This window comes from Nostocoides sp. (assembly GCF_037045025.1).
In the GTDB taxonomy this organism is placed as follows: domain Bacteria; phylum Actinomycetota; class Actinomycetes; order Actinomycetales; family Dermatophilaceae; genus Nostocoides_A.
This window is the reverse complement of record NZ_JBAOHM010000007.1, coordinates 306,089-328,842: the sequence shown is the minus strand read 5'-3', so window position 1 is coordinate 328,842 and position 22,754 is coordinate 306,089. Positions and strand designations below refer to the sequence as shown.

Annotated in this window: 26 protein-coding genes; 8 read left to right on the top strand and 18 right to left on the bottom strand. The window is 69.8% G+C overall.

Annotated elements, in window-relative coordinates; all coding sequences use genetic code 11:
• Window positions 1-71: 71 nt before the first annotated feature.
• The 8 genes from V9G19_RS06250 to V9G19_RS06215 form a co-directional block, all read right to left on the bottom strand.
• Window positions 72-629, bottom strand: a complete 558-nt coding sequence (locus V9G19_RS06250) for an adenine phosphoribosyltransferase (RefSeq protein WP_462284621.1) — start codon at window positions 627-629, stop codon at window positions 72-74.
• Window positions 626-1,936 carry a protein translocase subunit SecF gene (gene secF / locus V9G19_RS06245; protein ID WP_462284620.1) on the bottom strand — a complete coding sequence of 437 codons (1,311 nt, stop codon included), beginning with the start codon at window positions 1,934-1,936 and terminating at the stop codon, window positions 626-628. Before secF ends, V9G19_RS06250 begins: the two co-directional genes overlap by 4 nt.
• The gene (secD, locus tag V9G19_RS06240) at window positions 1,933-3,807 is read right to left on the bottom strand and encodes a protein translocase subunit SecD (protein WP_462284619.1); all 1,875 of its coding nucleotides are present in this window, start codon (window positions 3,805-3,807) and stop codon (window positions 1,933-1,935) included. Before secD ends, secF begins: the two co-directional genes overlap by 4 nt.
• A complete protein-coding gene (gene yajC / locus V9G19_RS06235) occupies window positions 3,807-4,217 on the bottom strand; it encodes a preprotein translocase subunit YajC (RefSeq protein WP_462284618.1) in 411 nt (136 codons plus the stop codon). The genes secD and yajC overlap by 1 nt, the downstream gene beginning before the upstream one ends.
• 303 nt (window positions 4,218-4,520) lie before the next feature.
• Window positions 4,521-5,627 (bottom strand): Holliday junction branch migration DNA helicase RuvB, encoded by a 1,107-nt coding sequence (gene ruvB / locus V9G19_RS06230; RefSeq protein WP_462284617.1) that lies wholly within the window; start codon window positions 5,625-5,627, stop codon window positions 4,521-4,523.
• A gap of 95 nt (window positions 5,628-5,722) precedes the next feature.
• On the bottom strand, window positions 5,723-6,313 hold the full coding sequence (gene ruvA / locus V9G19_RS06225) for a Holliday junction branch migration protein RuvA (protein WP_462284616.1): 591 nt from the start codon (window positions 6,311-6,313) through the stop codon (window positions 5,723-5,725).
• Complete coding sequence (ruvC, locus tag V9G19_RS06220; protein ID WP_462284615.1) at window positions 6,310-6,927, bottom strand: crossover junction endodeoxyribonuclease RuvC; 618 nt, start codon at window positions 6,925-6,927, stop codon at window positions 6,310-6,312. The genes ruvA and ruvC overlap by 4 nt, the downstream gene beginning before the upstream one ends.
• Before the next feature lie 132 nt (window positions 6,928-7,059).
• Window positions 7,060-7,815: a YebC/PmpR family DNA-binding transcriptional regulator gene (locus tag V9G19_RS06215; RefSeq protein WP_462284614.1), complete on the bottom strand. Its 756-nt coding sequence runs from the start codon at window positions 7,813-7,815 to the stop codon at window positions 7,060-7,062.
• A 368-nt stretch (window positions 7,816-8,183) separates the two neighbouring features.
• Here V9G19_RS06215 and V9G19_RS06210 point away from each other — a divergent pair, with 368 nt between their 5' ends.
• On the top strand, window positions 8,184-8,975 hold the full coding sequence (locus tag V9G19_RS06210) for a type IV toxin-antitoxin system AbiEi family antitoxin domain-containing protein (RefSeq protein WP_462284613.1): 792 nt from the start codon (window positions 8,184-8,186) through the stop codon (window positions 8,973-8,975).
• Window positions 8,956-9,201, top strand: a complete 246-nt coding sequence (locus V9G19_RS06205) for a hypothetical protein (RefSeq protein WP_462284612.1) — start codon at window positions 8,956-8,958, stop codon at window positions 9,199-9,201. Before V9G19_RS06210 ends, V9G19_RS06205 begins: the two co-directional genes overlap by 20 nt.
• Before the next feature lie 170 nt (window positions 9,202-9,371).
• On the opposite strand, the gene pdxT is transcribed toward V9G19_RS06205, so the two are convergent.
• Window positions 9,372-9,983, bottom strand: a complete 612-nt coding sequence (gene pdxT / locus V9G19_RS06200; protein ID WP_462284611.1) for a pyridoxal 5'-phosphate synthase glutaminase subunit PdxT — start codon at window positions 9,981-9,983, stop codon at window positions 9,372-9,374.
• On the bottom strand, window positions 9,976-10,818 hold the full coding sequence (locus tag V9G19_RS06195) for a TetR/AcrR family transcriptional regulator (protein WP_462284610.1): 843 nt from the start codon (window positions 10,816-10,818) through the stop codon (window positions 9,976-9,978). The genes pdxT and V9G19_RS06195 overlap by 8 nt, the downstream gene beginning before the upstream one ends.
• Window positions 10,819-10,957: 139 nt before the next feature.
• Here V9G19_RS06195 and V9G19_RS06190 point away from each other — a divergent pair, with 139 nt between their 5' ends.
• Window positions 10,958-12,412 (top strand): MFS transporter, encoded by a 1,455-nt coding sequence (locus V9G19_RS06190; RefSeq protein ID WP_462284609.1) that lies wholly within the window; start codon window positions 10,958-10,960, stop codon window positions 12,410-12,412.
• A gap of 207 nt (window positions 12,413-12,619) precedes the next feature.
• On the top strand, window positions 12,620-13,081 hold the full coding sequence (locus V9G19_RS06185; protein WP_462284608.1) for an N-acetyltransferase family protein: 462 nt from the start codon (window positions 12,620-12,622) through the stop codon (window positions 13,079-13,081).
• A gap of 47 nt (window positions 13,082-13,128) precedes the next feature.
• Here V9G19_RS06185 and V9G19_RS06180 read toward each other — a convergent pair whose 3' ends face one another.
• From V9G19_RS06180 to pgsA, 6 genes are all read right to left on the bottom strand, one after another.
• Window positions 13,129-13,656: a hypothetical protein gene (locus V9G19_RS06180; RefSeq protein ID WP_462284607.1), complete on the bottom strand. Its 528-nt coding sequence runs from the start codon at window positions 13,654-13,656 to the stop codon at window positions 13,129-13,131.
• Window positions 13,646-14,545: a pyridoxal 5'-phosphate synthase lyase subunit PdxS gene (pdxS, locus tag V9G19_RS06175; RefSeq protein ID WP_462284606.1), complete on the bottom strand. Its 900-nt coding sequence runs from the start codon at window positions 14,543-14,545 to the stop codon at window positions 13,646-13,648. Before pdxS ends, V9G19_RS06180 begins: the two co-directional genes overlap by 11 nt.
• 199 nt (window positions 14,546-14,744) lie before the next feature.
• Window positions 14,745-15,323: a hypothetical protein gene (locus V9G19_RS06170; protein WP_462284605.1), complete on the bottom strand. Its 579-nt coding sequence runs from the start codon at window positions 15,321-15,323 to the stop codon at window positions 14,745-14,747.
• Window positions 15,314-16,459 (bottom strand): glycosyltransferase family 4 protein, encoded by a 1,146-nt coding sequence (locus V9G19_RS06165; protein WP_462284604.1) that lies wholly within the window; start codon window positions 16,457-16,459, stop codon window positions 15,314-15,316. Before V9G19_RS06165 ends, V9G19_RS06170 begins: the two co-directional genes overlap by 10 nt.
• The gene (locus V9G19_RS06160) at window positions 16,459-17,376 is read right to left on the bottom strand and encodes a phosphatidylinositol mannoside acyltransferase (protein WP_462284603.1); all 918 of its coding nucleotides are present in this window, start codon (window positions 17,374-17,376) and stop codon (window positions 16,459-16,461) included. The genes V9G19_RS06165 and V9G19_RS06160 overlap by 1 nt, the downstream gene beginning before the upstream one ends.
• 9 nt (window positions 17,377-17,385) lie before the next feature.
• Window positions 17,386-17,997: a phosphatidylinositol phosphate synthase gene (gene pgsA, locus V9G19_RS06155; protein ID WP_462284602.1), complete on the bottom strand. Its 612-nt coding sequence runs from the start codon at window positions 17,995-17,997 to the stop codon at window positions 17,386-17,388.
• Window positions 17,998-18,094: 97 nt separating this feature from the next.
• Between pgsA and V9G19_RS06150 the strand changes: the two genes are divergently transcribed.
• Together V9G19_RS06150 and V9G19_RS06145 are read left to right on the top strand one after the other, a co-directional pair.
• The gene (locus V9G19_RS06150) at window positions 18,095-18,589 is read left to right on the top strand and encodes a hypothetical protein (protein WP_462284601.1); all 495 of its coding nucleotides are present in this window, start codon (window positions 18,095-18,097) and stop codon (window positions 18,587-18,589) included.
• A complete protein-coding gene (locus V9G19_RS06145) occupies window positions 18,586-19,467 on the top strand; it encodes a hypothetical protein (protein ID WP_462284600.1) in 882 nt (293 codons plus the stop codon). Before V9G19_RS06150 ends, V9G19_RS06145 begins: the two co-directional genes overlap by 4 nt.
• Here V9G19_RS06145 and V9G19_RS06140 read toward each other — a convergent pair.
• Window positions 19,385-20,023, bottom strand: coding sequence for an HIT family protein (locus V9G19_RS06140; protein WP_462284599.1), 639 nt, complete (start codon window positions 20,021-20,023; stop codon window positions 19,385-19,387). The two genes, V9G19_RS06145 and V9G19_RS06140, sit on opposite strands and share 83 nt — an antisense overlap.
• 78 nt (window positions 20,024-20,101) lie before the next feature.
• Between V9G19_RS06140 and V9G19_RS06135 the strand changes: the two genes are divergently transcribed.
• Both V9G19_RS06135 and V9G19_RS06130 read left to right on the top strand, forming a co-directional pair.
• Window positions 20,102-21,016, top strand: coding sequence for a hypothetical protein (locus V9G19_RS06135; RefSeq protein ID WP_462284598.1), 915 nt, complete (start codon window positions 20,102-20,104; stop codon window positions 21,014-21,016).
• Between the two features lie 36 nt (window positions 21,017-21,052).
• A complete protein-coding gene (locus V9G19_RS06130; protein ID WP_462284597.1) occupies window positions 21,053-22,414 on the top strand; it encodes a GH1 family beta-glucosidase in 1,362 nt (453 codons plus the stop codon).
• Here the strand turns inward: V9G19_RS06130 and V9G19_RS06125 are convergent.
• A complete protein-coding gene (locus tag V9G19_RS06125; RefSeq protein WP_462284596.1) occupies window positions 22,402-22,749 on the bottom strand; it encodes a hypothetical protein in 348 nt (115 codons plus the stop codon). The two genes, V9G19_RS06130 and V9G19_RS06125, sit on opposite strands and share 13 nt — an antisense overlap.
• Window positions 22,750-22,754: the final 5 nt, after the last annotated feature.

Here is a 22,754-nt window from a genome sequence, read left to right as displayed (position 1 = left end):
CGAGTGTCAAGAATCACGCGGCAGGGTCCGGGTGCGCGCGCGGCTTGGCTGCGGCTCGGGAGGGTCGGTGCTTAGGTCGTAAAGACGCTGTAGACCGAACGGCCGGCGAGCGTGGCACGGCCATCGAGCTGGGCGAGTTCGACGACGACGTCCACGCCGACCACCTCGGCGCCGATCTGGCCCATCAGCTCACACGCGGCCGCCGCGGTCCCGCCGGTGGCGAGCACATCGTCGACCACGACGGCCTTCTGACCGGGATCAACAACCCCCGCCTGGACGGCGAGCCGGGCTTGGGCGTACTCGAGTTCGTAGGGCAGCTCGATGACCGGGCCGGGCAGCTTGCCGGCCTTGCGGACGGGGATGAAGCCCACACCGAGGGCGTGGGCGAGGGCCGCCCCAAAGATGAAGCCGCGAGCCTCCACCCCGGCGACGAGGTCGATGCGGCCATGGTGGCGCCCGGCGAAGTGCTCGATCACGGCGTCGAACGCCATGGGATCGACGAGCAGCGGACCAATGTCCTTGAACAAGATCCCCGGGCGCGGGAAGTCCGGCACATCGCGCAGGCGCAACGCGACCAAGTCCGCGAGCGCCGGCGGGGCGTGCTGGGGCTCGCCCAGGTGCTCGCTCATCGCTTCGACTTCGGGACGCGGCGCGGCTGGTTGCGCGGGCCCTGTTGGGCGTATTTATGGACCTTCCTGCCGGTCAGGGTGTCGGCGGCGCCGTCGACATGATCGCCGGCTGCGTGATCGGCAGCGTCGTGAATCGGCGTGTCAACGGGCGTGTGGTCCGGCGCGTCCTGGGGCCCGGAACGGACGCTGGCCGCGGCGCCGGCCCCTGCCACCGTGGCCCCGGCCCGGGTCGCTCCCGCGCGGGAGTTGCCGGCTCGGCTACCTCCGGCGGGCGCGACGGCACCCGCGGCGACCGGCGCAGCCTCCCGCTTGGCGGCCGAGGCGGCGACGCGGCTCTCGTGCCGCTCGGCCTGCTTGGCGAGTTTGACGACCTCCTCCTCGCGGGCCCGCAGGTGCACGAGCACCGGCGGGGCGATGAAGATCGACGAATACGCGCCCACCGTCATTCCGATGAACAGGGCCAGCGACAGGTCCATCAAGGTCCCGGGGCCGAGGCGGGTGAACGCCAAGACGAGGACGGCGATGATCGGGAGCACCGCGACGACCGTCGTGTTGATCGAGCGGACCAGGGTCTGGTTGACCGCGAGGTTGGCGGCCGCGGCATACGACATGCGGTGGTTGGCAAAGGCCGCGTCGGTGTTCTCCCGGATCTTGTCGAAGACGACGACGGTGTCATAGAGCGAATAGCCCAGCACGGTCAAGAAGCCGATCATCGTCGCCGGGGACACCTCTACGCCGGTCAGCGCATAGATGCCGACGGTGAAGATCAGGTCGTGGATGAGCGCGGCGAGCGCCGCGACCGCCATTTTCCAGGTCCGGAAGTAGACGGCCATGACGAGGGCGACAAGGATCAGGAAGACGATCAGGGCGCGCAACGCCTGTTTGCTGACCGACTCCCCCCAGGACGGGCCGATAAAGCTCGCCGACACGTTGGCCTGCGGGGCGTCGAAGGCACGCGCGAGCGAGGTGCGGACCTGGGCGCTGGCGGCGTCGTCGAGCTTTTCGGTCTGGACCCGGACCGTCTCCGAGCCGAGGCGGCTGACCTTGGCGGTCGTGTCCGGCGCCACCGCCGCGACCGCGTCCTCGGCGCGCCGCTCGTAGTCATCGGTCACCGTGGTGTTGGACACGCGGAATTCCGAGCCGCCGGTGAACTCGATCCCGAGATTGAGGTGACGCACCCCGAGGCCGAGCAACGCCAGGATGAGTCCCACGGCGGAAATGGCATACCAAGTCCGGGACCGGCCGATGAAATCGATCGAGCGTTTGCCGGTGTAGAGATCGTTGCCGAATTGGGCGAACTTGCTCATGCTCGGCTCCCTTCGCCGCTGGCCGCCGGTCGCGGCGTCGTGAACCGGCCCCGTCCGGCATACCGCGAGGAGGTGGTGACGCCGAGGCGCTCCGGATCGACACCCGACCAGCGGTGGCCGCTGGCGAAGAAGTGCCTGCCCGCCAGCAGCGAGACCAGCGGATGAGTGAAGAAGTAGACGACGAGGATGTCGATCAGCGTGGTCAGCCCGAGGGTGAACGCGAACCCGCGAACGCTGGAGGAGGCCAGCAAATAGAGCACCGCGGCGCCAAGGAAGTTGACGCCGTCGGCGATCAGGATCGTGCGCTTGGCCCGTGCCCAGCCGGTGTCGACCGCGGTCCGCAGCGTGCGCCCGTCGCGGACCTCGTCGCGGATCCGCTCGAAATAGACGATGAACGAGTCGGCGGTGACACCAATGGCGACGATCAGGCCGGTCACCCCAGCCATGTCGAGGCGGTAGTTCTGCGCCCAACCCAGCAGCGTGATCGTCAGATAGGTGAGGATTGCGGCAATGACGATCGAGCCGACGGTCACCAGCGCCAGCGCGCGGTATTGGACAATCGAGTAGAGGACGACCAGGCCGAGGCCGACGAGGCCCGCGAGCAGACCGAGACGCAGCTGCTCCTCACCAAGGGTCGGGCTGATCTGGCTGCGGGTCTGCAGGTCGAAGGACAGCGGGAGGGCACCGAACTTCAGCTGCTTGGCCAACTCCGTGGCGCTGTCGAAGGTGAACCCGCCGGTGATCGATGCCCGCCCGTTCGGGATCACGGCATTGAACGTCGGGGCGATCAGCACTCGGGAGTCGAGGACGGTCGCCAGCTGGTTGCGGGGACTCGGCAGCGAGATCATTTCCTTGGACAGATCGCCATAGACCTTGGTGGCCTTGGAGCTGAAGGACAGCCGGATTTCGACCTCGGGCGTTGGCTGGCCGTTGGGACCGGGCACATAACCGGCGACGGCATCGGTGATGTCTTGGCCGCCGACAGCGACGGGACCGAGGAGGTACTTGGCATCGCCCTCGGAGGAACACGTCACCAGCGGCGTGGTCGGATCATCGACCAGATTGCGCAGCGCCTCCGGGTCGGAGCAATTCAGCTTGGTGAATGCGGCAACCACGTCGGTAGTGGCCCACGCGGGGTCGGTCGGGCTCGTCGGCTTGGCTGCGGGCGTCGCGGACGCCGAGGCGGTGGCCGAGGACGACTTCGTGGACTTGGTGGCCGACCCGGACGAGGTGCCGCCGGTGGTGCTCGCCGAGCCGCTCGCGCTTTCGGCCGCCGGGATGGCCGAGCGCTCGCGGGAGCGAGAGGCGCTGGTCGAGGTGCCCGTGGACGTCGCCGAGTCGGAGGCCGACGCACTCGAACTCGCTGATCCCGAGGAGGTGGCCGACCCGGATGTGGTTGCCGACCCGGATTTGCTCGCCGATCCGCTCGGGTTCGCCGTGGCCGAGGGAGCGGCGGGTGGCGGGCTTCCCTGCTGGACATCGAGCACCGGCCGGAACTGCAGGGCCGAGGAGCGGCGCAGGTTCTCCTCCTGCTGCCGCGTCGGGTCGCCGGGCATGCTGACGACGATGTTGTTGGCGCCTTGGGTGGTCACCTCGGCGCCGCTGACTCCCTGGGAGTCGACGCGCTCGCTGATGATGTCGCGGGCCTGGGACACCTGTTCGGCGGTGACCCGCTGGTCCCCCACAACGCGGGGGGTGAGGACGAGTTGCGTGCCGCCTTCAAGGTCGAGGCCGAGCTTGGGCGCCAGCGATGCCGTGCCGCCGAGGTGGACGCCGACGAGCAGGCCGGCAAGCGCGGCGGTGACGGCGAGCACCGCGAGCAGGGTGCGCAGCGCGTGATTCGGCTTGGCCGCGGTCGATCGGCGCGCCATCACGACTCCTTGCCCGGGTTGTCGGGCGTGCGGTCGCCGGTGGCCGGGTTGTCAGCGACGGGCCCGTCGGCGACCGGGTCTTCAGCGGCCCCCGGTTCGGCGGGCAGACCAGGCGGGTCGGCTGCGTTGCGTCGGGCGCCGATGGCGCGCCGGTCGAAGCGCACGATGACGCCGGGGGCGATTTCGAGGTCGACCTCGCCGTCACCTAGCGCCTGGATGCGGCCGAACATGCCGGCGGTGGTGACGACCTCATCGCCCACGTTCAGTGACTGCTGCATCGCGAGGGTCTCGCGGGAGCGGCGGCGCTGACCGAGCATGAGGAAGACGAGCAGCGCCAACGGCAGGAGCAGGAGCAGCAAACTGCCGACTCCCGACCCCTGCGAGGCGGCGAGCGCGAGGCCCGAGTACATCGTGGGACGTCCTTAGTGACAAGCCGTGGGCATACAAAAACGCGGCATCTGCAAAGGCCGCCGTTACCGGCAGTCTAGGTGACGAGACGCCGACCCTCCCAACGGCCACGCGGGATGCCCTGGTTCCGAGCAGGCGCACTGCGGGTCGAACTCGCCCCCGGACGAGTCTCACCGGCCGCGTTGGATCCGCCTATCGAGGTAATCGGCATACTCCGGCGCGCCTGCTGTCGGTGTCGGCCTCCCGCAGATCGGCTCTTCGGTCGTTGTTCGATGAGGGCTATTCAGGGAACGGGCGGTGAGGGGCTATTCGGTGAACCGGCCGCCCGCGGGATCCTCGTCCAGCGGCAGGTAGGCCTGATCGGGCAGTGGAGCCGGTGGGGTCAGGCCGAGGTGGGCCCAGGCGGTGGGCGTGGCGACCCGCCCGCGTGGCGTGCGGCGGATCAGACCCTGGCGCTCCAGATAGGGCTCGGCGACGGTCTCGACGGTGTCCGGCTCCTCGGCCACCGCCACCGCCAAGGTGGTGATGCCGACCGGTCCGCCGCCATAGCGGCGACAGAGCGCCTCCAGCACCGCCCGGTCGAGGCGGTCCAAGCCGATGGGATCGACATCGAAGAGGTCGAGCGCCGCGTGGGCGGCCGCCGCGTCGATCCGCCCATCGCCGTAAACCTGAGCCCAGTCCCGCACCCGGCGCAGCAGCCGGTTGGCGATGCGCGGGGTGCCGCGGGAGCGCCCGGCGATCTCCTCGATCGCGTCCTCGGAGACGCTGACCGCGAGCAGCCGGGCCGAGCGGCGCAGGATCTGGGCGAGTTCGGCCGGGTCATAGAAGTCGAGGTGGCCGGTGAACCCGAACCGATCCCGCAACGGAGCCGGGAGCAGGCCTTGCCGGGTGGTGGCCCCGACGACCGTGAACGGAGCCAGCTCCAGGGGGATCGCGGTGGCGCCGGGACCCTTGCCGACGACGATGTCGACCCGGAAGTCCTCCATTGCCAGATAGAGCATCTCCTCGGCCGCCCGGGACATGCGGTGGATCTCGTCGAGGAAAAGCACCTCGTGCTCGGCCAGCGAGGACAGCACCGCCGCCAGGTCGCCGGCGTGTTGGATCGCCGGGCCGCTCGTCACCCGGATCGGGCGCTCCAGCTCGGCGGCCACGATCATCGCCAAGGTGGTCTTGCCCAGCCCGGGAGGCCCGGAGAGCAGGATGTGGTCGGGGGCGCTGCCGCGCTGCTTGGCGGCGCGCAGCACCAGGTCGAGTTGCTCGCGGACACGGACCTGGCCGTCGAACTCGCTCAGCCGTTTGGGGCGCAGCGCCGCCTCGATCAGCTGCTCGTCGGCATCGCGATTGGGGTCGACCACCCGGGCGGTCTCGGGGCCCTCGCCGGGCTCGGCGCCATACCTTCCGGCGGTGGGCATCGTGTTGGCCGGGCTCTCAATTGCCCGGCTCTCATTTGTCCGGCTCTCATGGGCCCCAGTCCCGCCGGCCCGGATCTCGTTGGAGTAGCCCTCCATCAGCGGCCCAACTCGCGCAAGGCCGCGCGCAGCAGCCCGGCGACATCCTCGGGTGCGGCGTCACCCGCCAACACCGTGTCCACCGCGTCTGCCGCCGCCTTGGCCGACCAGCCGAGGCCGGCGAGGGCCTCGGCCACCTGCTCCTTGGCGCCGGCGCCGACCGCCGGTGACGTCTCCTGCCCGGCCGCGTCGGCGGCGACCTTGTCGCGCAGCTCGAGCGCGATCCGCTCGGCGCCCTTGCGACCCACCCCCGGGACCTTGGTCAAGGTCGCGAGATCACTCGTGGCGATCGCCTGCCGCAGCGCCTGCGCCGACAACACCGAGAGCATGGCCAGGGCGAGCCGCGGCCCGACACCCGAGACGGTCTGGACCGTCTCGAACATCTCCCGCTCCCCCGCACTCGGGAATCCATAGAGCGTCAGGCTGTCCTCGCGCACCACGAGACTGGTGGCCAAGGTCACCTCATTCCCGGTCCGGGTGGCGGCGGCCGCCGCCGGCGTGGTGTGCACGAGCAGACCCACGCCCCCGACCTCGACGACGACCCGGTCGAGCCCGACCTGGGTTGCGATGCCCCGCAGGCTGGCGATCACCGGCCCACCCGCGCTTGCGGCCGGCCTGGTTGGTCCTGCTGGCTCCTAAGTTGCTGCCGGAGCTGACGTTCGTGCTGGGCCCGGCGTTCTTGGCGGGCCTGGCGTTCGTGCTGGGCGCGGACCGCACGGTCGACCTCCTGCTGGGCCGGCCCGCGCCATACCTGACAGATCGCCAGGGCCAGGGCATCCGCGGCATCGGCGGGCCGTGGCGGCGCATCGAGACCCAGGATGCGGGTGATCATGCCGGCCACCTGGGCCTTGCCAGCCCGTCCGGAGCCGGTGACGGCAGCCTTGACCTCGGTGGGTGTGTGAAACGCGATCGGCAGCCCTCGCTTGGCAGCAGCGAGCGCGGCGATCGCGCTGGCGTGGGCCGTCGTCATCACGCTGGCGACGTTGACATCGGCAAAGACTCGCTCGATCGCCACGACGTCGGGCACGAACCGGTCGAGCCAGACATCCAGTTGCTCCTCGAGATAGACCAGGCGAGGTCCGAGGTCGTCGCCGGACGGAGTGCGGACGACACCGACCGCCACCATCGCGGCCCGCCCTCTGCTGCCGTCGACGACGCCGAGGCCACAGCGTGTCAGGCCGGGATCGATGCCGAGGACGCGCAACGGATGCTCCTGGGAGGCGTGGACCGGGTGCGTCCGGCTACGCCGAACGCCTGTTCGGTTGCTACCGTACCTCGCCGGACCGCGGCAGGGCGGCCGACACGCGGAGCCGGCGCGGCGGCATACGGCCCGGTCTTAGTCGTTCTCGAGAGCGAGGAGGACGTCGTCGGGAATGTCGCCATTGGCGAAGACATTCTGCACATCGTCGCTGTCCTCGAGGGCATCGACGACCCGGATCATCTTCTTGGCGCCGTCGAGGTCGAGCGGGACTTGCAGGCTCGGCACCCAGGAGGCCTCCGCCGAGTCGAAGTCGACCCCGGCGTCCTGCAGCGCCGTGCGGACCGCGATGACATCGCTGGCCTCGGAAACGATCTCCCAGCTGTCGCCGTTGTCGTTGACTTCCTCGGCGCCGGCGTCGAGCACGACCTCGAGGATGTCGTCCTCGGTGGTGGCACCCTTGGGGACGATCACGACGCCCTTGCGGTTGAAGATGTAGGCGACCGAGCCCGGGTCGGCGAGGTTGCCCCCATTGCGAGTCAAGGCGGTGCGGACCTCGGCGGCGGCGCGGTTGCGGTTGTCGGTGAGGCACTCGATGAGTAGCGCGACCCCACCGGGCGCGTAGCCCTCATAGGTGATCGTCTGCCAGTCGGCGCCACCGGCTTCGGCGCCGGATCCGCGCTTGACGGCTCGGTCGATATTGTCGTTGGGGACCGAGGACTTCTTGGCTTTGTAGATCGCGTCCCACAGCGTCGGGTTGCCTTCGGGATCGCCGCCGCCTTGGCGCGCGGCGACCTCGATGTTCTTGATCAACTTGGCGAACAGCTTGCCGCGTTTGGCGTCCTTGGCGGCCTTCTGGTGCTTGGTGGTGGCCCATTTGGAGTGGCCGGACATGCCTCGTCCTTCGGTGTCGGTGCGTGTGGATCGTGGTGCGTGCCCACGTGTGGACTGAGGATCGATCCTACCGGCGCGGCACCCCACCCCTGGGTTGCTCGCCCCCACCCCCGGTTCCCCGACTCCCACCCCCGGGTTGCCCGACTCCCACCCCCGGGTTGCTCGCCAGTTTGACGATTGCTCGCCAGTTTGAAGGCCGTGAAACTGGCGAGGAACCGTCAAACTGGCGAGGAAGCTGTGGGCAAGGGCGGTGTGGGGTTGATGGGAAGAGGTGGCAGGGAAGCGGACCCGGAGTCGATATCAGCAGGGTTATCCACAACAACGCGTGTGGCGGTGCGCATGGGCGCCGTGCCGGGCACGCTGACGTCATGACTGAATACCCCACGCCGCGCAAACTGCCGCGGATTGTCCTGACCCGAGACCTCTCCCCCAAGGCATTGCGCGATGCGCTCCACGATCACGAACTCGTCCGTGTCGGCTGGGGGATCTACACCGACCCGCCCGAGGGCCACAAATGGCAGCGCGACGAGCACATGGAGGTGGCCGCGATCGCTGCGACGGCACGACAAATGCCGAAGGAAGGCGTGGTCAGCATCACCTCGGCGGCGAGGCATCACGGGCTCTGGGTCGGCCCGTGGGATGGGCGCACTCATGTGACGACTCCGACCAATCCATCGCATCAGCGCAGCGATATCCGCCGGCACGTCGCTCGGCTCCCCGACGAGGACATCGTGGAGATCTACGGCACTCTGGTTACGAGCCTGATGCGGACCATCCTGGACTGCGCGCGCCTGTGTCGTCCCCGGTGGGGTTTGGCCATCGCGGACAGTGGCTTGCGGGCATTGATTCGGCCGGACCGGACACGCCAAGACCCAGCCCGGGAGGCGATGACGGATATCCGTGCCGAGCTGACGCAGAAGCTCCGGCGCTTCGTGTGGTGTGACGGCGTCCCGCTGGCTCGCGAGATCGTGCCGCATGCGGGACTGCTTCGCCGAGTCGTCCGGCGAATCCGGCGGGCGCTGGGTCGCCGTGGCAGGCGGGCTCCCCGACCCGATCTGTCAACTGCCGGTCCCCGTCTTGGGCAAGACGTATTACCCCGATGCGGCCTGGCGGATGTGCGGACCAAGGGGGCAGCAGTGGGTGATCGCCGAGGAGTATGACGGCGAAGACAAGTACCGCACCGCCCCCGAGGAGGACCCACTCGCGCCTGTTCTGGCGGAGAAGGAGCGCGAGGATGCCCTCCGCGAGGTGAACGTCTTCATCAAGCGCCGCCGCCGGCAGGATCTCGCCAACCCCGCCCAACTCTTCGCCCAGATACTCGCCGGGTTCCCGGCGTCGACGACAGCGGATCTCACGCCCAACCCCCTTCTCCAGCAGGGTTGGTGATCCCGCCCCCCTCTCCCCGTCCCCATCCCCGCCTCCGTCCAGTCCCAGGTTGCTCGCCAGGTTCGCGATTCCTCGCCAGTTTGAACGCCGTGAAACTGGCGAGCAACCGCAGAACTGGCGAGCAACCTGGGATTGCGGTGGGGTCCAGGAAGGGGTCGAGCCTGCGTGTTTCAGTCAGGTCGGGCGGGACCCACCATCTCGACGAAGTAGCGGTGGACGCGGTGGTCGCCGGTGACCTCCGGGTGGAAGGAGGTGGCCAGCAGGGTGCCCTGGCGGACCGCGACGATCCGGCCCGCAGCGGGGCCGGTTTCGACCCGGGCGAGGACCTGGACCTCGGGCCCCACCACCTCGACCCAGGGGGCCCGGATGAAGACCGCTCGCAGCGGCTGCGGGCCGAGTTCGCGGATGTGCAGGTCGTCCTCGAAGGAGTCGACCTGACGGCCGAAGGCGTTGCGACGCACCGTGATGTCGAGGCCACCGAGCGTCTGCTGGTCGGGGCGGCCGTCCTCGACGCGGTCGGCGAGCATGATCATGCCGGCACACGAGCCGTATGCCGGCATCCCGCCCGCCAGCCGCGCGCGCAAGGGCTCGTGGAGGCCGAACATCCGCACCAGTTTGTCGATGACGGTCGACTCCCCGCCCGGGATGACGAGAGCGTCAATCGCCTCGACCTCCGTCGGCCGGCGCACCCGGATCGCTCGGGCTCCGACCGCCTCAAGCGCGCCGAGATGCTCGCGAACGTCCCCTTGCACGGCGAGCACGCCGACGGTGGGTTCAGCCACGTCGGCCTCGCGCCGGAGTATTGCCGGCCGCGGATACTCGCTTGGATCGCTTGGCGGGGGGTTGGCGGTCGCCGGATTTCCCCTGCGTGGCGGGGATCTGGGCAGCGGGGACCCGGGCGGGTGGGCCGAGGTCAGCCGGGATCTGGGCGGCAATGCCGGCGATGAAGATGTCGACGCCGAAGGCGAAACGCTCGTCGCCGCCGCCCGACATCATGCTCCAGAGGTTCGAGGCGATCGCCGGATAGCGCTCCGGGGGTAGGGCCGCGAGGCGCTCCCCGAATTCGCGGAAGTATTCCTGGCCGACCTCTTCGGTCGAGCGCCCGGACCCGTCCTCGAAGATCCGTCCCATGATCCAGCCCTCGTAGGCATCCGCGGCGACGTAGAGCGAGAGCACATCGACGCCCCAGGTCGCCACCCGGGCCGGCACTCCTGCCGACTGCATGGCGCCGAGGATGCGTTCCATGATTTCGATGAATCCGTCGCCCTCCGGGATGACCCCGAAACTAAGCCGGGCGATATCGCCGTGTGCCGCAAGGGTATTGCGGGTGCCGACGGCCCACGACCGGAGAACTTCGGGCCACGTCTCCCCCCGCGGCATGGGCGTCTCCGAGACCACTCGCCGCAGGCAGTGGGTGAGCAGTTCATCCTTGTTGGCGACATAGGCGTAAAGGCTCGCGGGACCGGTGTCGAACTCCCCCGCGATCCTGCGCATCGAGACCTCGTCGATGCCTTCGCGATCGATGATGCGCATGGCCTCGTCGACGATGGCAGCCAGGCTGAGCACCCCGCGGGCGCGGCCTCGGGTGGCGGAGGGACGGCGAGGCTGGGGCGGCATACGGGTGAGTGTAGGCACCGACCGGCCCATCGGGCCTGGCCCACGGGCTCCCGCCGCGCTCTCCCCTCCCTTGACAACGAACATTGTTCGCTGTAGAACAGTGTTCGTACACGAACACTGTTCGAAAGGACGTATACTCATGACCACCACCGCATCCCCACCCATCACCATCGGCTATCGGCTGCGCTGGCCGGCCCTCTTCGTCGTCCTCGCCGCCGAGATCCTCGACCTGCTCGATGCCCTCATCACCTCCATTGCCGGACCGACGATCGTGCGTGACCTCGGCGGTGGCGAGACGCTCATCCAATGGCTCACGGCGGCATACACCCTGGCCATGGCCGGCGGATTGCTGCTCGGGGGCCGGCTCGGCGACATCTATGGCCGCCGGCGCATGTTCCTGATGGCCATGGCCGGTTTCACGGCGCTTTCGGCCGCCTGCGCTCTCGCGCAGTCCCCCGGCCAACTCGTCACGCTCCGCGCGATCCAAGGGTTCGTCGGAGCGATGATGCTGCCGCAAGGGCTCGGCCTGATCAAGGAGATGTTCCCGCCCCAGGAGGTCGGCAAGGCCTTCGGGATGTTCGGGCCGATCATGGGGTTGAGCTCGGTGGGTGGGCCGATCCTCGCCGGTGTCCTGGTCGACGCCGACGTCTTCGGCTGGGCTTGGCGAACGATCTTCGCCATCAACATCCCCATCGGCCTGGTCGCCCTCGCCGTCGGGCTGCGCGTCCTGCCTCCCTCACGGCCCAACCGGTCACTGCACATCGAAACCACCAGCGCCGCAATCGCCGCTGCCTCCATGGTGGCAATCGTCTACCCACTGATCCAGGGCCACGAATTGGGTTGGCCCGTATGGTGTTTCGCCCTGATTGCCGCAGGTGTCGCGGGCTTCGCGCTCCTCGCCCTCGTCGAACGCCGCCGCGAACGAGCCGGCCGCGTCACGCTCATCGTCCCCAGCCTGTTCACCAAGCGTGCGTTCACCGGAGGCGTGGCCGCCGGGACGGCATTGTTCGGCTCCCTCATGGGCATGATGATCGTCTTCACCCTGCTCGTCCAAGTGGGCCTCGGCTGGTCGCCCACCAAGGCCGGCGTCGCCGGCATACCGCAAGCGCTCGGGATGGTCGTCGGGTTCATCGTCAGCCAGCCCCTGATGGCGCGCCTCGGACGGACGGTGATGCAGATCGGCGAGGCAGTGGCTATCGCTGGGCTCGGCGGCTTGGCCATGACGATCCGCCTGGCCGGTGACGACCTGAACGCCTGGCACCTGGCCCCGGCGCTCGCCGCCCTCGGCCTCGGGTTCGGTATGACGATGGCTCCCTACTTCGACATCGCCCTTGCGGGGGTCGAAGAGCATGAGTCCGGGTCGGCGTCCGGGGTGCTGTCCTCGGTGCAGCAACTCGGCGGCGCCATCGGTGTCGGAGCCCTCGGCACCCTCTTCTGGCACACCCTCGCGGGCTCCGGCGCCGCCTCCCCGCTCGAGGGTTTCCGCACCGCGGCAACCGCCGCGCTATTGCTTGCGGCCGGTTTCATGGCGGCCGCCCTCCTCCTCACCTTCCTCCTGCCCAGGCGGGCCCGCCCCGACGCCGTCGGGCACTGACGCCGTGGCCACTGACGGTGCGGGGCACTGACGGCGCCGCACGGTCGACCGGGAGGGCGGGTTCGGCGCGAACGCGGCCGCGGGTGTGGCGCGGATCGGTTCGGGGCCGGGCACCTACCTGGCCGCGATGGCCGCCCTGACCCGGTTCGCCGGCGACGCCGGATAAGGCCTCGACACCGAACGCCTGGTCCTGCGAGGCTGGCGGCCATGGGAGGCATCACCGCCGAGCCACTCGTGCGGCCCGCGAGGCCCGCGGACTCCGCTGAGCTGGCCCGACTCTTCTGGCGGATCCGGCAGGAGTGCGTGCCTGCCATCCCGATGATCGTGCACCCTCGCGAGAGCGTAGAGCCGTTCTTGCGCAAGCAGATCGAGGACACTGAGGTGGTCGTGGCCATCGACGCCGGCGGGACCATTGTCGGGTTTCTCGCGCTGGCCGAACCCGATCACCTCAACCACCTCTACCTTGCCCGCGAGCACACCGGCCGAGGGCTCGGTGCCCGGCTGATGGCGCTCGCCAAGGAATGTTTCCCCCGCGGCCTGCAGCTGTGGGCCTTCCAGGCCAACACGGACGCGATCCGGTTCTATGAGCGTCACGGCTTCCGGCAGGTCCGTTGGACCGACGGCGACAACGACGAGGGCGCCCCCGACGTCCTCATGCGCTGGCCGTGAGCCACTCGGCGCCCGACGCAGCGTCCGGGTGAGTGGGGTGGGGCCGCCTATCGCTCGATCGTGGCGCCGGCGCCGTGCAGGGCGTAGCGGAACTCATCGGCATACCGGTTCTCGCGCAAGCGTTTCAGGTCGTTCTCGGCGAGCCGGTTGAGATGCTTCCGGCTCACGCTGACGTCCAACTGCCCGACAGCTGGTTCGATGAGCCACAGCTGGGCCCGGGCGAGGGCGGGATGCAGGCCCGCTCGGATTTCGCGCGCCGGCACCTGACACACCGCAGCCGCCGAACCGTCGGGGACGAACATCAACACCCCCTCCGTGAGCCGCAGCCGGCCGAAGCCCGACAGCGGCCGCAAACCGTCCGTCGCCGCGTCGACCTTGGCGTTCCACTCCCCCGCCGGCACGGCACTTGCGGACACGCCGAGTTCACCCGGCGGGGCGGGCGGCAGCACCGGCATGCGGGGGTGGCGCACGCGCACCAGCGAATAGAGGCCGAACCCGAGCAAGGCCGCCATCGCGACGGCGACGAGGCTGACGACCAGCGTCGCCGCATCAGGAATGCTCAGGTCACCACCCACGCTCGGCGAGCCGGTGCGGCTGCGGGATCTCCTCGACGTTGATCCCGACCATGGCCTCACCCAGGCCGCGGGAGACCTTGGCGACAACGTCCGGGTCGTCATAGAAGGTCGTCGCCTGTACGATCGCCTCGGCCCGCTGCGCGGGGTTGCCGGACTTGAAGATGCCCGAGCCGACGAAGACACCCTCGGCGCCCAGTTGCATCATCATTGCCGCGTCCGCCGGGGTGGCGATGCCGCCGGCGGTGAAGAGCACCACGGGCAGTTTGCCGGCCGTCGCGACCTCCTTGACCAGCTCGTAGGGGGCCTGCAACTCCTTGGCCGCGACGAAGAGCTCGTCTTCCGGGAGGTTTTGCAGCCGCCGGATCTCGCCGCGGATCTGGCGCATGTGGGTGGTCGCATTGGAGACGTCTCCGGTGCCGGCTTCGCCCTTGGACCGGATCATCGCGGCGCCCTCGGTGATCCGGCGCAGGGCTTCGCCGAGATTGGTTGCGCCACAGACGAAGGGGACCGTGAAGGCCCACTTGTCGATGTGATTGGCATAGTCGGCCGGGGTCAGCACCTCGGACTCGTCGATGTAGTCGACCCCGAGCGCCTGCAGCACCTGGGCCTCGACGAAGTGGCCGATCCGGGCCTTGGCCATCACCGGGATCGAGACGGCGGCGATGATGCCGTCGATCATGTCGGGGTCGCTCATCCGGGAGACCCCGCCCTGGGCGCGGATGTCGGCCGGCACCCGCTCAAGCGCCATGACCGCGACGGCGCCGGCGTCTTCGGCGATGCGGGCCTGCTCGGGGGTGACGACGTCCATGATGACGCCACCCTTGAGCATCTCGGCCATGCCGCGCTTGACCCGCGCGGTGCCGACATCGGGCGTGGTGGTCTGGGACATCGGTGCCTCACTGAGCGTCGGAATGCGGACCTGCCCGTCAGTGTAGGTCTCGCTCGGTCACCTTCGGGCCGGACAGTCAAACCATCAATGGGCCCCTCACCCGCCGATTTGATCGTGCATTTGGGGTGGATTGAAACCCTTTGATCGTTTGAGTGTCCGCGACGGAAGCCACACCCGCGCCACCGTGGAACCGATCAATCTAGGGCGCGCGCTCGCCGGGCAGCGCGTCGTCGAACTCCACCGTCTGGGGCAGGTCGGCGTGCCCCGCCAGCCGGAAGGCTCGGACCACGACCTTGCCGCGCACCCGCTGGACGTCCTTGACCGCCCCATTGTGGAAGCGGCGAGCCAACTGCACGCGACGGCCGGCGGCCTCGACCCGCTCCAGGGCGTCCGCGGCGGGCCCGTCCTGGGCGGCGATACCCGCCAGCACCGGCGGTGTGAGGGCCAGCTGCAGGGCCTCGGTCAGCTCCGACTCGATGCTCTCCCGGCCGCCGAAGTGCTGGCCCTCCAGCAGATCCTCACCAAGCCGGTCGGTCGTCCGTTCCAGCGCCTGGGAGGCGGCGGAGGCAAGCAGCAACGCCGACGCCGGATCGAGCGCGCCGGTATTGGCCAGCTCCAAGGTCGCCTCGGCGCGGCGAACCAGGTGGGCATCGAGCGCCGAGAGGGCGCCCTCGACCCGGGCGTGTAGCCGATCAAGCCGGGAGGCGCTGTAGGACAGATACCAAGCGATCGCGAGCAGGACGGCGACGGCCAGCACCGCCCAGGTGATCAGTTCCATCGGTGTCCCTCCTCGCCGGGGACGGTGGTGACGGTGTCATAGACGGCGATGATGTCCTCGGCAACGACCGACCAGTCGAAGTCCCACGCCCGGGCGTGACCGAGTGTGGCCAGCCGCGACCGCTCGCCGGGGTCGGCGAGCAGCGCGAGGATCCGCTCGGCCAGGGCCTCGGCGTCCCCCGTCGGGAAGCTGACCCCCGCCTGCTGACCCGACGGCCCGGTCAGCACCCGCACGAACGCCGGTAGGTCCGAGGCGATCACCGCGGCCCCGGCGGCCATCGCCTCGACCAGGACGATGCCGAAGCTCTCCCCGCCGGTCTGCGGGGCGACATAGACATCCGCGGCGGCAAAGAGCGCCGCTTTGTCGGCGTCGCTCACCGTGCCGAGGAATTCGCTGGCCCGCGCCACGGCGGGGGTCATCCGGGCGCGGGCCTCCTCGATCGGTCCGGGACCGGCGATCAGCAGGCGAGCCCCCGGCACACGGGCAAGGGCGCGATCCAAGGCGCCGGCGAGGACGTGCAGGCCCTTGCGGGGCTCATCGATCCGCCCCAAGAAGGCGATCGTCGGACGCTGCCCATCCCCCTGCCAGGCCGGCGCGGGTGCGCGACCTTCGAAGTTGGCCACCTTCACGCCGTTGGGGATGACCACGGCGTCGCCCCCGAGGTGGGTGGTGACGGTGCGGCGCGCGTCTTCGCTCACCGCGATCCGGCCGCTGATCTTTTCCAGCGACGGGCGGATCAACGGGTAGGCCGCCTGCATCGCCCGGGAACGCAGGTTGGAGGTGTGGAAGGTCGCGACGATCGGCCCCTCGGCGGCCCACAACGCCAAGACAGCGGCGCTCGGTGTCACCGGCTCGTGGATGTGCACGACGTCGAAGTTCCCCTCAGCGAGCCACCGGTTGACCCGGGTCGCGGTGACCGGGCCGAAGCTGAGCCGGGCGACCGAGCCGTTGTAGCGCACCGGCACCGCCCGACCGCACGAGACGAGATACGGCGGCAGCGTGGCGCTCTCGTCGGCCGGCGCGAGCACCGAGGCCTCGTGCCCCGCGGCCAGCAGGTATTCGGCGAGGTCGCGCACGTGGAATTGCACGCCGCCGGGCACATCGAAGCTATAAGGGCAGACGATCCCGACGCGCATCACGGCCCCCGCGGCGCGGTCACGTCGGCGCTGAACACGCGCTGCAACATATGCCAATCGGCCGTATGCCGCTGCACCGCCGCTCCCAGCGCGGCGGCGCACGCTTGGGTCATCGCCGCGGTCCGCTCGCGAGCCGTCCCGACGCCCGGGTCGCGGACCTGGTCGTGGAAGGTGATTTCGATGCCCCAGCCGCGCCGGCGGGGAAGGTGGCGGATGGAGACCGGGAAGAGCACCGCATCGCCGGTGACGGCCAGGGCCGCCGGGCCGACCGCCATCCGCGCCGGGTGCCCGCAGAAGTCGACCTCAAGCCCCCCGCCGGTCAGGTCGCGGTCGGCGAGCAAGGGCACGACGACCGACGCGGCCATCTCCCGCTGCAACTCGGCGAAGACATCCCCGGCGCCGGTGAGCGGGATGATCGTCATCCCCAAGCCGGTCCGGAAGTCGAGGAATTCGGCAAACACCTCGGCCGGCTCCAGTCGCTCGGCGACGGTGACCACCCGCCCGAGCGCCCGGCAACACCAGGCACCCGCCAGATCCCAGTTGCCCATGTGCCCAAGGAAACAGACAACCGGCCGGCCAAGCGCGAGCTGCTCCCTGACCGGTCCGTCACCGACGGCGACGACCCGCTCGTCGACCTGGGCCGCGGTCAGTGCCGGCAGCCGGAAGGCCTCGCAGTAGTAGCGCAGGTAGGCGCGCATTCCCGCGCGCACGAGAGCATCCAGGTCGCTGTCGTTCAGCTCGGGGCGAACCCGCGCATAGTTGGCCCGCAACCGGCGCACCCCACGCGTGCGCCGGCGCACGGCGACGTCCGCGATCACATCAAACAGCCGGTATGCCGCGCGCTCCGGCAGCATCCGCACGCCCGCCCAGCCCGCCCGGAACCCGGCGACCGTGAGCCGGTCGGTCACGCGGCTCACGTCGCCTCCTTAGGCCTGGGAGATGGCTTGGACGCGGACGGCCCACATCCGCTGCACGATGGTGATCAGGCTGGCCAGGGCGAGCAGCGCGAGCACGATCGTCAACACCACCTCGGGCAGGCCGAGACCGACCAGCCCGGTTGTGACCAGGGTCGCCACCAACCGGTCGGCGCGCTCGGCGATGCCGACGTCGGCGCGCATGCCCAGTCCCTCGGCGCGAGCGCGGGCATACGAGACGACGCTGCCGAGGATGAGGCAGGCGAGCGCGAGGCCGGCCATCAGGTTGTCGTCGCCGGTGCCGGAATACCAGAGCACCAGCCCACCGAAGATCGCGGCGTCGCCCATCCGGTCGAGCGTCGAGTCGAGATAGGCGCCCCATCTGCCCGACCGGCCGGACATCCGGGCCATCACCCCGTCGATCGTGTCGGAGAAGACGAACGCGGTGATAACGATCGTCCCGATGAAGAACTCGCCCCGGGGATAGAAGGCCAGCGCGCCGAAGCAGACTCCGAGGGTTCCGACGATCGTGACGATGTCCGGGCTGATGCCCAGCTTGAGAAACAGCTTGGCCACCGGAGTGAAGACCCTGGTGAAGAAGGCCCGGGCGAATCGATTGAGCATGGTGGCCCTAGCGTAGCCATCGCCAGCGGGCCGACCGGGATGCGGCGCCGCGGCGTGGCCGCCGTGCCGCGCACGCGGCGCATGCGAGGATCACGCCATGAGCGACCGGGGGGTGGTGCCTCGACTGTCCGGGGCCTCCCTGTCCTGGCGGGCGGCGCTCACGATCGCGCTGCTGATCGCCGTGACGCTCGGCACGGCCCGCGGCAACGACGAGTGGTGGCCGTTCGCGCCGATGTCTCAATACGCCTTCCTTGTCAAGAACGACGGGGTGATCAACAGCATCTATATGGAGGCGTTGACGGTGGACGGCGACCTCGTGCGCGTCCCGCTCAGCCCGACCGGGCTGGGCCTGGAGCGGGCCGAGGTCGAGGGGCAGTTGCCGCGGTTCATCAAGACTCCCCGGCTGTTGCAGGCGATCGCCGTCCTGCGCGTGCGGGTCCAGCCCGACCAGCCGCGGTATGCCGAGATCTTCCTGCGTAACCGGCAGACCGTGCTCGATGCCGATCGCACCGAGAAGATCATCGACCTGGCGCACTGGCGGGTGGTCGACCCGGACGACCCCGAGGCCTTCGACATCGGGGACGTCCCGTGACCGCGGGGGACCGGGTTGCCAGCCCTGCGCGGCGATTCCTGTTCGGGCCGTTCCCCCTGGCGCGAATCGCCTGGCTGCGGCTGGTCATCTATTCCTATGTGATCTGGGATGTCCTGCAGTGGGTCAAGGACCCGATCCCGCACGGCGACGTCCCCGAGCAGCTCTACCGGCCGGTGTGGATCCGGGAGGTGCTGCACCTGCCCGCTCCGAACCCGGCATACGTGCGTGTGCTGTTTGTTGTGATCGTGCTCAGCGCAGCGGTCGCGGCGACCGGGCGGCTGCCGCGGCTGGCCGGCGCGGTCTGTGCGTTCGGGATGATCGACTGGGTGAGCAATGCCTTCTCCTACAGCAAGGTCGACCACGACCATTTCGCGTTGATCGTCGCGCTGTGCGTGCTGCCGACCGTGCCGCGGGTGCGCTTTGGTGACGCGGCGATTCGCTCGGAGGCGGCCGGGTGGGTCATCCGCACGATTCAGGCGGCCGCGGTGTCGATCTATTTCCTGTCGGCCTGGGCCAAGATGCGGTTCGGCACCTGGGGCTGGGCCAACGGCTCGACGCTGATCTGGGCGTTGACCCGCCGGCCCAACGGGATCGGGCCGTGGATCGGCTCGCGTCCGGCGCTGACGCATGGGCTGCAATGGCTGATCCTGTGCGCCGAGTTCCTCTCGCCCGCGCTGCTGTGGCTGCGCGGGCGGGCGCTCGCCGCTGGATTGCTCTTCTTCCTCGGCTTTCACGCGAGCACCTACTACCTGCTGCGGATTCACTTCCTGCCGCTGGTTGTGTGCTTGACCGCGTTCATGCCGATGGAGCGGATCCCGGCATGGTGGGCTCGTTCGGTTCGTCCGCGGCTGCCTGCGCGGCCGCGGGCCAGGCGCTGAGCATCGACTGGCGGACATCCTCCAGCAGGGCCGGCATGGCCTTGGTGCGCGCGATGATCGGCAGGAAGTTGGCGTCACCGCCCCAGCGGGGAACGACGTGCTGATGCAGGTGGGCGGCCACGCCCGCGCCGGCGACGGCGCCCTGGTTCATGCCGATGTTGAACCCGTGCGGCGCCGAGGACAGCCGCAGGGCGTGGATCGCCGTCTTGGTCAGCGTCGTGAACTCGGCGGTCTCGGCAGCGGTCAGATCGACATACAGCGAGATGTGGCGATACGGGCAGATCAACACATGCCCGGGGTTGTAGGGGAAGAGGTTGAGCACGACGTAGTTGTGCTCCCCGCGGTGGACGATCAGGCCGGCCTCGTCATCCCGCCCGGGCGCGCGGCAGAACGGGCAGCCGTCCCCGGCGTCGGGCGAGGGCCGCTCGCCACTGACATACGCCATCCGGTGCGGGGTCCACAGGCGTTCAAATCCGTCGTCCGATCCCGGGAAATCCCGCGGATCCTCCAGGCGTTGCCCGGCGGCTGCGGGATCGCGGTCCTGCGCGCGCACCATGACGTCATCCTAGGTGGCTGGCCCGGCCCGTTTCGCCGCCCGATTGGACAGCGGATGTTACCGTCGATAAGCGTGAAGATGTTTAAGCTGTTCGCTTGCCTGCTCGGCGCCGGTGCCCTCGTCGCTGGTGCCGCGCCCGCCGGTGCCGATCCGAGCCAGGATGAGCGCGCCAGCGTCGCCTTCCACTGGCGCGACCCCAATATCACCGAGTCCAGTGGCTTGGCGTTGGTCAGCGGCTTCTTTGTCACCGCGAACGACAATGGCGATGAGGGCCGGGTCTTCACGGTCGACAGCTCGGGCTCAACGGTCGGGGTCACCAAGTGGAATCAGCGTCCGCGCGATGTCGAAGCCGTCGCCCCCGCTGGCCCGGGGAGTGTCTGGGTCGGCGACATCGGCGACAACCACGCCCAACGGTCGACGATCTCCGTGGGCAAGGTCCCGGTCGGTCGCGGCACCCGGACCGTCACGCCGTCGGCCTACACCCTTGCCTATCCGGATGGGCCGCACAACGCCGAGGCGCTGCTCGTCCACCCGGTGACCCACCGGCTCTATATCGCCACCAAGGAGTTCGTCGGCGCCAGCCTGTATGCCGCTCCGCCCACCTTGCGCGCCGGCATCGTCAACCGGCTCAGCCGGGTCGGGAGCGTGGCCTCGGTGGTCACCGACGGCGCGTTCGACGCCGACGGCTGCCACCTGGTGCTGCGCACCTACGGCAAGGCGCACGTCTATGCGCTGACCGGGTTGCGCAAGATCGGATCGGCGACGCTGCCGACGCAACAGCAGGGTGAGGGGCTGGCGCTGATGCGCGACAACACGATCTATCTCAGCAGCGAGGGCCGCTACAGCGACGTGCTGCGCTACCGCCTGCCGAGCACACTCGACAACGCGCTGCGAGCGACGGCGCCCGACCCGGACCTGATGTCCTGGCTCGCCCCGGGCACGAGTGCCGCGGCCGCCGCTGCGGCGGCGTGGGCGCAAGCCGCCCAGGACTGACCTGCCGCCGGCCGGTGTCCGCTAGCGTGCTGCGGTATGGGTGCGCTGCCAGCTGATTTCGTCTTCGGCGTCTCGACCGCCAGCTATCAGATCGAGGGTGCGGTCACTGCCGACGGCCGCGGCCGCAGCGTCTGGGACGACTTTTGCGACCGGCCCGGCGCGATCGTCGACGGCTCCTCCGGGGCGGTGGCCTGCGACAGCTATCACCGGTATGCCGAGGACGTCGCCTTGATCCGTGGGCTCGGTGCCGACGCCTACCGGTTCTCGATCGCCTGGCCGCGGGTGATCCCGGACGGGACCGGCGCGGTGAACCCGGCCGGTCTCGACTACTACGACCGGCTGGTCGACGCCCTGTGCGACGCCGGCGTCAAGCCGTGCGCGACCCTGTTTCACTGGGACCTGCCGAGCCCGCTCGAGGCGGTCGGCGGTTGGGTCGAGCGGGATACGGCGCAGGCGTTCGCGGCATACGCGCAGGTCGTCGCGGAACGACTCGCGGACCGGGTGGCGATGTGGTGCCCGGTCAACGAGCCGGTGATCGTCACCCAACTCGGCTATGGCAACGGGATGCACGCGCCCGGCAAGACGCTCGGGTTGGGGGCGTTGCCGGTCGCGCATCACCTGCTGCTCGGCCACGGGCTGGCGGTGGCGGCGCTGCGTGCGGCCGGGGCGGCGGCGGTGGGTGCGGCAAACAACCACACGCCGGTATGGCCGCTCTCGCAGGAGCCGGCCGACCTGGTCGGGGCGCAGTTCTATGACGCCCTGCACAACCGGCTGTTCGCCGATCCGATGCTGCTCGGCAGCTATCCCGACGGCTTCGCCGCCCTCGTGCCCGGGCCGGTGGCCGACGATCTGGAAATCATCTCCGCCCCACTGGATTTCTACGGGTTCAACTACTACTTCCCGACTCTCGCCGGGGCGCCGGGTGGGGCGGGTGATCCCGCCATCGACACCAGCGGCCTGCCGTTCACGATCCACCGCATTGAGGGCTATCCGCGCACTGACTTCGACTGGCCGGTCGTCCCGGACGGGCTGCGGGAGTTGCTCGTCCAGCTGCAGCAGCGGTATGCCGAGCACCTCCCGCCGATGTATGTCACCGAGAACGGGTGCGCCGATGCCGTCGAGCCGGACGCGAGTGGGCGCGCGGCGGACCCGGAGCGGATTGCCTATCTCGACGGCCACCTGGCCGCGGTTGCCCAGGCGCGGGAGGAGGGCGCCCGGATCGACGGCTACTTCTGCTGGTCGCTGATGGACAACTTCGAGTGGGCCGAGGGCTACACCAAGCGGTTCGGGCTGGTGCACATCGACCTGGAGACCGGCACGCGGACCCCGCGCGACTCCTATGCCTGGTATCGCGACTACATCGCCGCGACCCGGGCGAGTGCACCTCAGGGAGTCTGAGCGGGCGTGCCCACGGCGCCCCGGGAGATGGTCCCGGGGTGGAGGACATCGGCATACACCCCGGCGCAGTTGCCAGCGGTGCGGGCGATCCCGAGGGTGACCTCGCCGAAGGTCAGTGTGCCGCCGACCAATTCGGCGAGGTCGGCGCTCGGGACGTCGAGGACGAGGTTGGCCCGGGCCTCGGGAGCATCGTTCCCGACGAGGTGCACCGGCGCCTTCTTGCGCCGGTCGCCGCGCAGCCCCTCGGGGTCGATTTGCGCCGCGTCGAGTTCGACGCTCGGCTCGTCCTTGACCGGGTGGGTCCGGATGGCGAGGACGGTCAGCGACTGGCTCATGGCGC

What these genes read in the sequence shown, in the direction of transcription:
- V9G19_RS06135 (WP_462284598.1), top strand. Translation starts at nt 20,102, where the DNA reads ATGTTTAAGCTGTTCGCTTGCCTGCTCGGCGCCGGTGCCCTCGTCGCT.
- ruvB (WP_462284617.1), bottom strand. Translation starts at nt 5,627, where the DNA reads ATGCCCACCGCCGGAAGGTATGGCGCCGAGCCCGGCGAGGGCCCCGAG.
- V9G19_RS06250 (WP_462284621.1), bottom strand. Translation starts at nt 629, where the DNA reads ATGAGCGAGCACCTGGGCGAGCCCCAGCACGCCCCGCCGGCGCTCGCG.
- V9G19_RS06195 (WP_462284610.1), bottom strand. Translation starts at nt 10,818, where the DNA reads ATGCCGCCCCAGCCTCGCCGTCCCTCCGCCACCCGAGGCCGCGCCCGC.
- V9G19_RS06215 (WP_462284614.1), bottom strand. Translation starts at nt 7,815, where the DNA reads ATGTCCGGCCACTCCAAATGGGCCACCACCAAGCACCAGAAGGCCGCC.
- V9G19_RS06150 (WP_462284601.1), top strand. Translation starts at nt 18,095, where the DNA reads ATGAGCGACCGGGGGGTGGTGCCTCGACTGTCCGGGGCCTCCCTGTCC.
- V9G19_RS06125 (WP_462284596.1), bottom strand. Translation starts at nt 22,749, where the DNA reads ATGAGCCAGTCGCTGACCGTCCTCGCCATCCGGACCCACCCGGTCAAG.
- V9G19_RS06185 (WP_462284608.1), top strand. Translation starts at nt 12,620, where the DNA reads ATGGGAGGCATCACCGCCGAGCCACTCGTGCGGCCCGCGAGGCCCGCG.
- V9G19_RS06190 (WP_462284609.1), top strand. Translation starts at nt 10,958, where the DNA reads ATGACCACCACCGCATCCCCACCCATCACCATCGGCTATCGGCTGCGC.
- V9G19_RS06165 (WP_462284604.1), bottom strand. Translation starts at nt 16,459, where the DNA reads ATGCGCGTCGGGATCGTCTGCCCTTATAGCTTCGATGTGCCCGGCGGC.
- V9G19_RS06210 (WP_462284613.1), top strand. Translation starts at nt 8,184, where the DNA reads ATGACTGAATACCCCACGCCGCGCAAACTGCCGCGGATTGTCCTGACC.
- secF (WP_462284620.1), bottom strand. Translation starts at nt 1,936, where the DNA reads ATGAGCAAGTTCGCCCAATTCGGCAACGATCTCTACACCGGCAAACGC.
- V9G19_RS06130 (WP_462284597.1), top strand. Translation starts at nt 21,053, where the DNA reads ATGGGTGCGCTGCCAGCTGATTTCGTCTTCGGCGTCTCGACCGCCAGC.
- pdxS (WP_462284606.1), bottom strand. Translation starts at nt 14,545, where the DNA reads ATGTCCCAGACCACCACGCCCGATGTCGGCACCGCGCGGGTCAAGCGC.
- secD (WP_462284619.1), bottom strand. Translation starts at nt 3,807, where the DNA reads ATGGCGCGCCGATCGACCGCGGCCAAGCCGAATCACGCGCTGCGCACC.
- yajC (WP_462284618.1), bottom strand. Translation starts at nt 4,217, where the DNA reads ATGTACTCGGGCCTCGCGCTCGCCGCCTCGCAGGGGTCGGGAGTCGGC.
- V9G19_RS06140 (WP_462284599.1), bottom strand. Translation starts at nt 20,023, where the DNA reads ATGGTGCGCGCGCAGGACCGCGATCCCGCAGCCGCCGGGCAACGCCTG.
- pgsA (WP_462284602.1), bottom strand. Translation starts at nt 17,997, where the DNA reads ATGCTCAATCGATTCGCCCGGGCCTTCTTCACCAGGGTCTTCACTCCG.
- V9G19_RS06170 (WP_462284605.1), bottom strand. Translation starts at nt 15,323, where the DNA reads ATGGAACTGATCACCTGGGCGGTGCTGGCCGTCGCCGTCCTGCTCGCG.